This window comes from Planococcus koreensis (assembly GCF_004761975.1).
GTDB lineage: Bacteria > Bacillota > Bacilli > Bacillales_A > Planococcaceae > Planococcus > Planococcus koreensis.
The window spans coordinates 25,444-36,548 of sequence record NZ_RQII01000074.1; the positions used below are offsets into that span (position 1 = coordinate 25,444).

Annotated in this window: 8 protein-coding genes; all 8 read left to right on the top strand. The window is 46.8% G+C overall.

Going from position 1 to position 11,105, the window contains the following annotated elements; genetic code table 11:
* The first annotated feature begins 114 nt into the window (after positions 1-114).
* Entirely contained in the window at positions 115-1,170 is a 1,056-nt protein-coding gene (locus EGV91_RS16445; protein ID WP_135505639.1) for a M42 family metallopeptidase, read from the top strand.
* Positions 1,171-1,180: 10 nt separating this feature from the next.
* Positions 1,181-2,641, top strand: coding sequence for a UDP-N-acetylmuramoyl-L-alanyl-D-glutamate--2,6-diaminopimelate ligase (locus EGV91_RS16450; RefSeq protein ID WP_135505641.1), 1,461 nt, complete (start codon positions 1,181-1,183; stop codon positions 2,639-2,641).
* Positions 2,642-2,749: 108 nt separating this feature from the next.
* A complete protein-coding gene (locus EGV91_RS16455; RefSeq protein WP_135505643.1) occupies positions 2,750-4,318 on the top strand; it encodes a peptide chain release factor 3 in 1,569 nt (522 codons plus the stop codon).
* Positions 4,319-4,455: 137 nt separating this feature from the next.
* Positions 4,456-7,515, top strand: coding sequence for an efflux RND transporter permease subunit (locus EGV91_RS16460; protein ID WP_135505645.1), 3,060 nt, complete (start codon positions 4,456-4,458; stop codon positions 7,513-7,515).
* Between the two features lie 72 nt (positions 7,516-7,587).
* Complete coding sequence (locus EGV91_RS16465) at positions 7,588-8,667, top strand: SDR family oxidoreductase (protein ID WP_135505647.1); 1,080 nt, start codon at positions 7,588-7,590, stop codon at positions 8,665-8,667.
* Positions 8,668-8,884: 217 nt separating this feature from the next.
* Positions 8,885-9,661: a TerC family protein gene (locus tag EGV91_RS16470; RefSeq protein ID WP_135505649.1), complete on the top strand. Its 777-nt coding sequence runs from the start codon at positions 8,885-8,887 to the stop codon at positions 9,659-9,661.
* 231 nt (positions 9,662-9,892) lie between these two features.
* A complete protein-coding gene (gene sigI / locus EGV91_RS16475) occupies positions 9,893-10,642 on the top strand; it encodes an RNA polymerase sigma-I factor (protein ID WP_135505651.1) in 750 nt (249 codons plus the stop codon).
* The coding region (locus tag EGV91_RS16480) for an anti-sigma-I factor RsgI family protein (protein WP_421958255.1) at positions 10,639-11,105 on the top strand (467 nt) is incomplete at its 3' end. The genes sigI and EGV91_RS16480, both read left to right, overlap by 4 nt.

Consider the following 11,105-nt stretch of genomic DNA (forward strand, 5'->3'; position numbering starts at 1 on the left):
GTTCGTGCAAGGATTTTTGCTTCCAATTTCAATAAATGCACAGTAAATCCACAATTTCCTGTGCGAAAATGCCGTGTTTTGATATGATAAATAGATATAGAGGAGGCATTTGCTATGTCATTCGAATGGAAACAACAAGAAACGCTCGATTTGCTAAAAGAGCTTGCAGAAATTCCGAGTCCATCTGGGTACACAATGGACATCATGAAGACCATCAAAAATCATTTGGAAAAGTGGAATGTAGCGTATACTGAAACCCATAAAGGGGCTATAATAGCAACTATCGCTGGAACGGACCAAAAAGCGCATCGTTTGTTGACCGCGCATGTCGATACGCTTGGCGCAATGGTGAAAGAAATCAAACCTTCCGGCCGATTGAAGCTATCTTTAGTAGGCGGATTTAAATTCAACGCGATTGAAGGGGAAAATTGCCTTATACATAAAGCGGACGGAGATACTGTGCAAGGCACGATTCTGATGCACCAGACAACTGTCCATGTATACAAAGATGCCGGCACCGCAAGCCGTGACGAAAACAATATGGAAGTGCGGCTGGATGAAAAAGTGTTTTCAGCCGAAGAAGTGAAGGCGCTTGGAATTGAAGTAGGGGATTTTATATCGTTCCATCCCCGTTATACTGAAACCGGCAGCGGCTTTATCAAATCCCGCCACCTTGATGACAAAGCCAGTACGGCATTATTGCTGCAATTGGTGAAGCAATTGAGCAGCGGCAATGTAGCGCTGCCGCACACCACCCATTTCTACATTTCCAATAATGAAGAAATCGGCTATGGCGGCAATTCGAATATCCCGCAAGAAACAGTGGAATATATCGCTGTTGATATGGGCGCAATCGGCGACGGCCAGCAATCGGATGAGTACACCGTATCGATTTGCGCAAAAGACTCCAGCGGCCCTTATCATTATGGGCTGACTCGACATTTGATCGCCTTGGCGAACACCAATGATATCGATTATAAAGTAGACATCTATCCATATTACGGTTCTGACGCATCCGCAGCAATCCGCGCAGGATACGACGTCAAACATGCGCTTTTCGGACCGGGAATCGAAGCTTCCCATTCGTACGAACGGACACATGTCGATTCACTTAAAGCTGCGGCAGCATTGCTTCATGCATATGTATTGTCTCCGCTAGTAACAGAGTAGGAGGATTTTCATGAACACAAAATTATTGATCGAAAATATTCCTTATAAACTTTTGCAAGGGCAGCTGCCTGAAACGATTGACCACATCACGATGGATTCCAGGGATGCAAGAAATGGCTCTCTTTTTATCTGCATCAAAGGCTACACAGTCGATGGCCACGATTTCGCAGCACAGGCAGCAGCACAAGGAGCCGCATTGATCGTGGCGGAACGGCCGATTGAAGCAACTGGTGCGGCGGTAGTGATTGTCGAGGATTCGGACCGTGTGCTTGGATTGCTCGCTGCCAAATTCTATGGCTACCCTTCAAAAGCACTCAAAATGATTGGCGTCACAGGCACCAATGGCAAGACGAGTGTCGCTGGCATGCTGCATTCGATGTTGATGGAGCTGGACGAAACATCGGCGCTGTCAGGAACAATCGGCTTTAATCTGAATGGTGAACTGCATCAATCAGCGAACACGACCAGCGATGCATTGACCACTCAGAAAATGATTGCCCGTGCAAAAAATGAAGGCTGTTCCCATATGACGATGGAAGTATCGTCCCATGGGCTGGTACTCGGCCGATTAGCGGGCGTCGAATTCGACACAGCTATATTCACGAACTTGACACATGACCATTTGGACTTCCACGGCACGATGGAAGAATACGGCCATGCAAAAGGCTTGCTGTTTTCCCAGCTCGGCCAGAACCTGCAAGAGAAAAAGCGGGCGGTGCTCAACGCCGATGATCCTTGGTCGAAACGCTATGCCGAAATGACTTCCCATCCCGTCTATACGTATGGCGTAAAAGAGCCTGCGCAATTCCAAGCAGTGGAAATTGCGATGGACAATGAAGGAACGAAGTTCAAACTATTGTGCCCGGAAGGTGAATTCACGGTTTCCATGAAGTTGCTGGGCCATTTCAATGTGTCCAATGCATTGGCCGCAATCACAGCTTTGTACGCGGAAGGCTACGAGCTGCATTCTGTGCTGGAAGCTTTATCACGCATTGCGCCGGTAGAAGGGCGTATGCAAAAAGTCGAACTGGAAGCGCCAGTATCGATTTTCATCGATTACGCCCATACACCAGATGCAATTGAAAAAGCCATCGATGCAGTAACGGATTTTAAAACGAACCGCATCATATTCCTGGTCGGCACAGGCGGCAACCGCGACAAGACGAAACGGCCAATCATGGCAGCAAAAGCATCTGTCGCAGATTACGTCGTCTTAACGACTGATGATCCAAGGCATGAAGAATACGACAGCATACTGACGGATTTGAAAGCGGGGATGACGCATTCCCGATTCGCCTGCATCGGAGACCGTGCTGAAGCTGTCAAACACGCCGTAGACCAAGCGGAGCCGGGCGACATCATCATTCTTGCCGGCAAAGGGCATGAGGATTACCAAATTATCGGAGCCACAAAATATCCGCATAGCGACAAGGATATAGCAGTCGAACAAGCAATGAAAAAATTCCTGTAAAAAGAAGCCGCACACGGCTTCTTTTTACTTGGCGGCTATTGAAATTTCTTGTCTTTTGCGGCACCCTTCTCTAATATGGGAAGAGTAGAATTAAAGGAGCGTATAATTATGTCTGACCAATTAAAAAACGAAATCCAAAATAGAAGAACCTTTGCAATCATCTCCCACCCGGATGCCGGGAAAACGACCTTAACGGAAAAACTCTTGCTCTTCGGCGGCGCGATCCGCGATGCCGGAACTGTCAAAGGGAAAAAGAGCGGCAAGTTCGCGACATCCGACTGGATGGAAATCGAGAAACAGCGCGGAATTTCCGTGACGTCTTCCGTCATGCAATTCGATTACGATGGACATCGCGTCAACATCCTTGATACCCCTGGGCACCAAGATTTCAGTGAAGATACCTACCGTACATTGATGGCGGTGGATAGTGCTGTCATGATTATCGATGTTGCCAAAGGAATCGAAGCGCAGACAGTCAAACTGTTCAAAGTTTGTAAAATGCGCGGTATTCCTATTTTTACGTTCATTAACAAAATGGACCGCCAAGGGAAAGAACCGCTTGAATTGATGGAAGAACTGGAAGAAGTGCTGGGCATCCAATCGTATGCGATGAATTGGCCGATCGGCATGGGGAAAGAGTTTCTTGGAATTTATGACCGCTACAACAAGCGCATCGAACCGTTCCGTTCTGAAGGGGACCGTTTCATGCCGTTGGACGAAAATGGCAGGCTTGCCGGCGAACACGAAATGACCAAAACGTCTTATTATACCCAAGCGCTTGATGACATTGATCTGCTGAACGAAGCAGGCAATGATTTTTCGATCGAACAAGTGAAAAAAGGCGAATTGACGCCTGTATTCTTCGGCAGTGCCTTGGCGAACTTCGGCGTGGAGACGTTCCTGGAAACGTACCTGCAGTTTGCACCGCCGCCACAGCCGCGCCTGACGCAAGACACGGAATTGATCGATCCGCTGGAAAATCCGTTTTCAGGATTCATCTTCAAAATCCAGGCAAATATGAACCCGGCACACCGCGATCGCATCGCGTTCGTGCGCATTGTGTCCGGCAAATTTGAAAAAGGCATGAATGTTACATTGGCCCGTACCGGCAAATCGTTCAAGCTGACGCAAACGACGCAATTTCTTGCGGATGACCGTGAAATGGTCAGTGAAGCGGTTGCGGGCGATATTATCGGCCTTCACGATGTCGGAAATTACCAGATCGGTGACACGATAACGAGCGGAAAGAAATTCCAGTTTGAAGCGCTGCCGCAGTTCACGCCTGAGCTTTTCGTCAAAGTGACTGCGAAAAACGTCATGAAACAGAAGCATTTCCATAAAGGGATTCTGCAGCTGGTTCAAGAAGGCGCCATCCAATATTATAAAACGCTTCACTTGGAGGAAGTCATCTTAGGCGCGGTCGGACAGCTTCAGTTTGAAGTGTTCGAACACCGGATGAAAAATGAGTACAACGTAGACGTGCGGATGGAGCCGGTCGGCAATAAAATCGCCCGCTGGATCGAAAACGAAGAAGATGTCAAAGAATCGATGTCGAGCAGCCGCTCGATGCTGGTGAAAGACCGCTACGACAACCTTGTTTTCTTGTTCGAAAACGAATTCGCGACACGTTGGTTCCAAGACAAAAATCCAGAAATCAAATTATACAGCCTTCTTTAAAAAAACCTGCTTAGGCAGGTTTTTTTTTCGCCAATATGCGCAGTAGTGACAAATATGTGGCGGAGGCTATTTAAGTTTGCGGTTCCATTTGTTTTTTTTTATGATTAAAGCACGAGTTAAAGAGAGGGTATGAGTTTATGAAAATAAGCGATTTTTCGATAAAGAGACCGGTTTTCACCATTGTTATTATGTTTTTAATCATCATTTTAGGGGCCGTTTCATTTTTTAAAATACCCGTCACATTAATTCCTGAATTGAATCCGCCGATTGGTGTGGTCGTGACCAATTATCCAGGCGCCAGTCCGACAGAAGTCAGTGAAAAAGTCACACGGCCGCTTGAAGCAAGTTTATCGACTTTGCCAGGAATAGAATCATTGCAATCTTCTTCAGAAGAAGGTTCCAACTTCATATTGCTGGAATTTGACTGGTCGACGAATATAGATGATGTCCAAACGGATATCATGCAGCGTATTGACCAGACCCCGATTCCGGACGACTCCAATAAACCGCAATTTTTTAAATTCGATCCATCTCAATTTCCAGTTATTCAATTGGCAGTCCGTGCAACTGAAGGCGGTGAAGATGTCCGTGTGCTAGCTGAAGAGCTGGAGACGGAATTGCTACAGACGGAAGGTGTAGCCAGTGTTAACATCTCCGGTTCATTGACTGAACAGATTCTCATTTCCTTGGACCAGGAGCTTTTGGAAGAAAAGGGCTTGCAGCAATCTGACATTGTCCAAGTTATTCAAGCCAATAATATTTCCTTGCCAGGCGAGCCGATTCAGACAGATGACGGCCGCCAGTTAACGACTCGTGTCCTCAGTTCATTGGCCAGCGAAGACGAAATCCGTGATTTGGTTGTCACTGTTAACCCAATGGACGGCGGCAATGTCACGGTCGGCGACGTGGCGGAAGTGACGCTTGGCGAGCAAGAGCTTAGCAGCGAAACAAGAGCAAATGAAGAACCCGCCGTGCTCTTGTCAGCGTTGCAGGAATCCGGTGCGAACACCGCAGATGTGTCGGAAGCATTTCAAGCTAAGCTGGATGAATTGCTAGAAGAAGAACGTTTTGCAGGAGTCGAAACGGATGTCCTTTTTGACCAAGGGGATTATGTGAAACTGGCCGTTGGCAATATTGGACAAACGCTTATATACGGTGGTATTTTCGCGATGCTCGTGCTGTTTTTCTTCCTGCGCGGCATCAAGAGCCCGATCATCATCGGAGTAGCGATTCCATATTCCGTCATTGTTACATTTGTCTTAATGTATTTTTCGGACTTCGCATTGAACATCATGACGCTAGGCGCATTGGCACTCGGCATCGGGATGCTGGTAGACAACGCCATTGTAGTTATTGAAAACATTGAGCGCCATTTATCCATGGGCAAAAATCCGAAGCAAGCGGCATCGGAAGGCACGAAAGAAGTGGCAGGCGCAATCACTGCCTCTACTTTAACCACTGTCGCAGTTTTCGTTCCGGTCGTCTTCATTACAGGCTTGATCGGGGAAATTTTCTTTGAATTTGCTGTTACGATTTCCTTCAGCTTATTTGCCAGCCTGGCCGTTGCTTTAACAGTCATTCCGATGCTGGCATCAAGGATGCTTGACAAGCCGAAAGGCAACATCGAAGCAAGGCAGCGCCGCTCGAAAGGCCTGAAGAATTTCGAGCGTTCAATCAAATGGGCATTGGCCCATCGCTTGATTGTGCTGCTGACTACATTGATATTCTTAGGGGTGGCAACTTTCGGCGTGTTCCGGGTTGGAACGGAATTCTTGCCGGCAACCGATGAAGGGTTCGTCACAGTTTCTGTAGCACTTGAAAATGGTTCCTCAACCGCAGCGACAAATGAAGTCGTGAATATGATTGAAGAAGAATTGAAAAAAGAAGACGATGTCGATGTCTACGTCAGCCTTATCGGCAGCACCCAGCAAGGACAGGCGCAAGGAACAGCACAAACCAATATCGCTGAACTTTACATTAAATTGATCCCGCTTGATGAAAGAAACCGATCGGTATTCGATTTCGTCGACGACGTCCAACCACGCATACTGGAAAAAATAGGGGAACAGGCAGAAGTCAGCTTTAATTTGCAAACGGCAGCTGGTTCTTCGCCGAATACCCTGTCCTTCACTGTGACAGATACTGACAAGGCAAGGCTGGATGAAGCTATCGAAAAAATCAGCAATGAGCTTCGGGAAGTTCCGGAAGTGACCGAGCTGACCAATGACCGTGAAGAGACGGTCGAGGAGATTCAGCTGATTGTTAAAAAAGAAGCTGCTACTGAAAATGGATTAGCTCCGGCGCAAATTGCCCAGACAGTCAATAACTTGACCAGAGGGGTTTTAACAACCCAGGTATTGACAGAAGAAGACGAGGTTTTGAGTGTCTTCACAGAAATGGATCCGCAGTTCCGCGACAGTGTCGAAAAATTGCGTATGCTGAAGCTGCGTGCACCTTCTGGCCAATTCCTTGAACTTCAGGAACTGGCAGATATCGAAATTTCGCAAGGGCCTGTAGACATCAAACGGGTTGACCAAGCGGATAGCGTATCGTTTACGCTGCAGCATAGATCCGATGTCACACTGGGGGATATGTCTGATAAAGTGGACGAAGCGCTCGAAGGGCTCAACCTTGATGACAATACATCCATTTCGTTCGGAGGGGACCGTGAACTATTCGATAATGCCATCAACGACATGCTGCTTGCAGTAGTGCTTGCAATAGTACTTGTGTACATTGTCATGGCAGCGCAGTTCGAATCATTCAAATACCCGCTTGTCATCATGTTCACTGTGCCGCTTATGGTCATCGGTGTAGCGATTGCCTGGTTTGTCACAAGCACGCCGATCAGCATCACGGCAGTCATCGGGCTGCTCGTCCTTGTTGGGATTGTCGTCAATAACGGCATTGTCCTTGTCGATTACATCAACCAACGAAAACATGCGGGCATGGCGTCATACGAAGCCATCTTAACATCGGTGCGTGATCGCCTGCGGCCGATTCTGATGACCGCATTGACGACCATTCTCGGCCTTCTGCCACTGGCACTGGGAATCGGTGAAGGAACTGAAATCAACCAGCCGATGGGAATCACCGTTATTGGGGGGTTAATCAGCTCCACGTTCCTAACTTTATACATCGTACCGATTGTCTATAGCCTTTTTGATCGGGAAACGAGAAAGATGAATAAAAGATGAGCCCTCGGGCTCTTTTTTTATTGTCTTTTATGTTGGAATATTATGTATAATCAAATAGAGGAGGTGTCAATCATGTCTGAAATTGTTTTTACAGGATTTCCAGGTTTTATCGCAAGCCAGCTTATACGAAGATCAGTGAACGGGAAACATGGAATCTCAGCGATAGTATTGCCATCGGAGATTGGAAAAGCTCAACAGGAAGGGAGAAAAATCCAGCAGGAAACCGGCTGCGGGCCGATCCGCTTGATCCCGGGAGATATAACCGCAGTGGGGCTGGGCCTGGCTGCTGAAGACGCCGAATACCTAAAAGGGCAAGAAGTGGTTTTTTGGCATTTGGCAGCAATTTATGATTTGGCGGTGCCGCGTCAGGCGGCGTGGAAAGTGAACGTGGAAGGCACCAAGAACGTCAATAACTTCGTGCTGTCCCTGCCAAAGCTGAAGCGCTACATCTATTTCAGCACCGCTTATGTAGCTGGCTCAAGGCAAGGAATGCTATATGAACATGAACTGATCCGTCCCGAAAAGTTCAAGAACTTTTATGAGGAAACCAAGTTTGAAGCAGAAGTGCTGACGGAAGAACTGAAAAAGCAGGTGCCGGTCACTATTATCCGCCCTGGCATTGTGAGAGGACATTCGGTTACCGGCGAAACGGTTAAGTTTGATGGGCCTTATTTCTTCTTGAACATGATTGACAAGGTCCGTAAACTTCCAGCAATCCCGTATCTCGGCCGGTCATCGGCTTATATCAACATTGTGCCGATCGATTACATATTGGACGCCAGCATTTACTTGAGTTCACTGCCCGAAGGGGCAGGGAAAACGGTGCATTTGACTGACCCGAATCCGCATCCGGTCGAAGAAGTTTACCGTAAAATGGTGAATGAGATGACCGGGAAAATGCCGAAAGCCCGTGTGCCGCATCGCTTAGCTGAATGGTCGTTATCGGCTTCGCCGGTCCGCAAGTTTTTGGGCGTAGAAAAAGAAACCTTGGATTACCTGACTTGGCAGGCGTCATTTGACACAGCTGAGGCGCAGGCCCTTCTGAAAGGCAGCGGGATTCAATGCGCCGATTTCCTGGAGACTATGCCGCAGATGGTCCGGTTTTATGAATCGCACAAAACGGACAAAAAATACCAAATTGTCATACACTAATGTTTTACAACAATAAAAATAATGCTATAATAACATTACAACTCAATACACTTTGACTTTCAGTCAAGGGGGAGTAGCTGTAGGGAAACCTATTTCATAATCGTCAATACATGGTTAGTAACCATCGGTTATGATAGCGATTTTAATTGCTTAGCGAGACCTTTGCCTTTATTTAGGCAGGGGTCTTTTTTGCTGGCAAAAAACAGGAGGAGAAAGAATGGAAGCAGAATTATTACAGTATGCATGGGTCCTATTAGTGTTAGTAGGGCTTGAAGGATTGCTTGCAGCGGATAACGCTGTAGTAATGGCCGTAATGGTCAAGCATTTGCCGAAAGACCAACAGAAGAAAGCATTGTTCTACGGTTTACTAGGGGCATTCGTGTTCCGTTTCGCGGCATTATTCATGATCACGCTGCTAGTGAACATTTGGCAGATTCAAGCGTTGGGGGCAGCATATTTGCTGTTTATCTCGATTAAGAGTATTTATGACCAGCGAAAAGGGGATAGCGACGAAAGCCTCGACGAAGAAAAAGCACCGAAAAAAGGTTCTGGTTTCTGGATGACAGTATTGAAAGTCGAATTGGCCGACATCGCGTTTGCTATTGACTCAATGCTTGCAGCTGTTGCGCTTGCCGTGACCTTGCCGCATCTTCCTGTTTTCGGCATCGACGACATCGGCGGCATCAATGCAGGGCAATTCACGGTCATGCTAGCCGGCGGTTTGATGGGTGTAATCATTATGCGTTTCGCAGCCCACAAATTCGTTCAATTGCTTGAAAAATATCCACAGCTGGAAACAGCCGCATTTGTTATTGTCGGATGGGTAGGGGTAAAACTTCTTGTTATGACCTTGTCTCACGATAAAGTCGGCGTTTTGCCGCATGACTTCCCGCACTCGACTCCTTGGACGTTGACGTTCTGGACAGTATTGATGGGAATCGTGGTAGTCGGCGGTCTTGTATCCGTTCGCAAAAACAAAAAAGAAAATGCTTAATAGAGTTAAGAGATAGGCGCGATTGCAGCACTCCTGAGGCCATCAGCACGTTCGGATAATCCGGACAGCTGATGGTCTTTTTTTCTTTTGAAATAATTATTTAATGCTACCGACATAAAAATGTAATAATAGCCGAATACCTATGATATAAGCGGTTATCCCCTTTTCTTTTACAATATCTGCCGTTACAATCAATGATAGTAACGTTAGGTCAGAGAAGAGGTGAACAGCGTGCTGATAACTGCAATCAGCGGTATATTCGGCCGCAATGTAAAATGCACAGCGGAAGAATTGGCATTACTTGCACAACAGGGAGATTCGGATGCACTGGATGAGTTGCTCGAATCGTATGGACCTTTTATGAAAAAGACGGCTTCACAAGTGTGCAAACGGTTTGTCAGCAGCAGCGACGATGAATACAGCATCGCGTTGTCCGCTTTCCACGAAGCGGTGCTGGGATATGAAGAAGGCAAGAATGCTTCATTTCTGACATTTGCCCATATGATTATACGCCGCCGGATTATTGATTTCATCCGCAAAGAAAGCAGCCGCCAGGAGTACAGCCATGACTTTACAGCCGCCTTTGATGAAAAAGATTCAAACGGCTGGATTGAAGGGCGCCAAGCGGAGAAATTTTACAAGGAAGAGCAGCAGTCTGAAAAGCGGAAAGAAGAGATTCTGGCATACCAGCAGCTTATAGCGCCATTTGGGCTGGACTTTCAGCAATTGGTGAAAGTGTCTCCCGCCCATGAAGATGCGCGGCAATCATGTATGCAAATTGCTCAGCTGGTTGCCGAAACCGATGATTTTTTTGATTACCTGACCGACAAGAAAAAATTGCCGATCAAAGATATTGAAAAGCTTGTCCGGGTTTCGCGCAAAACGCTTGAACGAAATAGAAAATACATCATCGCCATGGCAATATTGATCGATAGTGAATTGCATTATTTAAAAGACTATTTAAAGGAGCGGTTGCTTTGAGGGAAATCCAAAAAGGTTTATACATAGAACAAAAGAAAAACCGCTCCGTTTTCCTCATGAGTGATGGCCGATTTATGCATGGCCATCCGGCAGCACCGCTTGTAATTGGACAAGAAGGGTTCTTTTATCCACTAGCAGCAAAATCAAAATGGAAGTGGCGGCCAGTATTTGCTCCTGCCATCGCAGCAGTTGCTACACTGGGTTTATTTGTAAGTGCAGTGCTTCCTTCTGAAGATGCATTTGCTTACGTCCAACTTGAAATGGATTCCAGCATTGAATTCGGAGTGGATGAAGCGATTCACGTCATATCCATTAGGGAACTTGATGAGGGCGGGGAGAAGCTCATCAGCAGATTGGGAGATTGGAAAGGCGAAGCGCTGGACAAACTGATTGAACGCTCTATCGCCATCTCCGTGAAAGATGATACTCATAAAGTGACGATAACCACTGCAGCTGAAGAAAA

Bases quoted from the DNA above. Each gene is read 5' to 3' on its own strand.
- EGV91_RS16465 (WP_135505647.1), top strand. From the start codon at position 7,588: ATGTCTGAAATTGTTTTTACAGGATTTCCAGGTTTTATCGCAAGCCAG.
- EGV91_RS16470 (WP_135505649.1), top strand. From the start codon at position 8,885: ATGGAAGCAGAATTATTACAGTATGCATGGGTCCTATTAGTGTTAGTA.
- EGV91_RS16455 (WP_135505643.1), top strand. From the start codon at position 2,750: ATGTCTGACCAATTAAAAAACGAAATCCAAAATAGAAGAACCTTTGCA.
- EGV91_RS16450 (WP_135505641.1), top strand. From the start codon at position 1,181: ATGAACACAAAATTATTGATCGAAAATATTCCTTATAAACTTTTGCAA.
- EGV91_RS16460 (WP_135505645.1), top strand. From the start codon at position 4,456: ATGAAAATAAGCGATTTTTCGATAAAGAGACCGGTTTTCACCATTGTT.
- EGV91_RS16445 (WP_135505639.1), top strand. From the start codon at position 115: ATGTCATTCGAATGGAAACAACAAGAAACGCTCGATTTGCTAAAAGAG.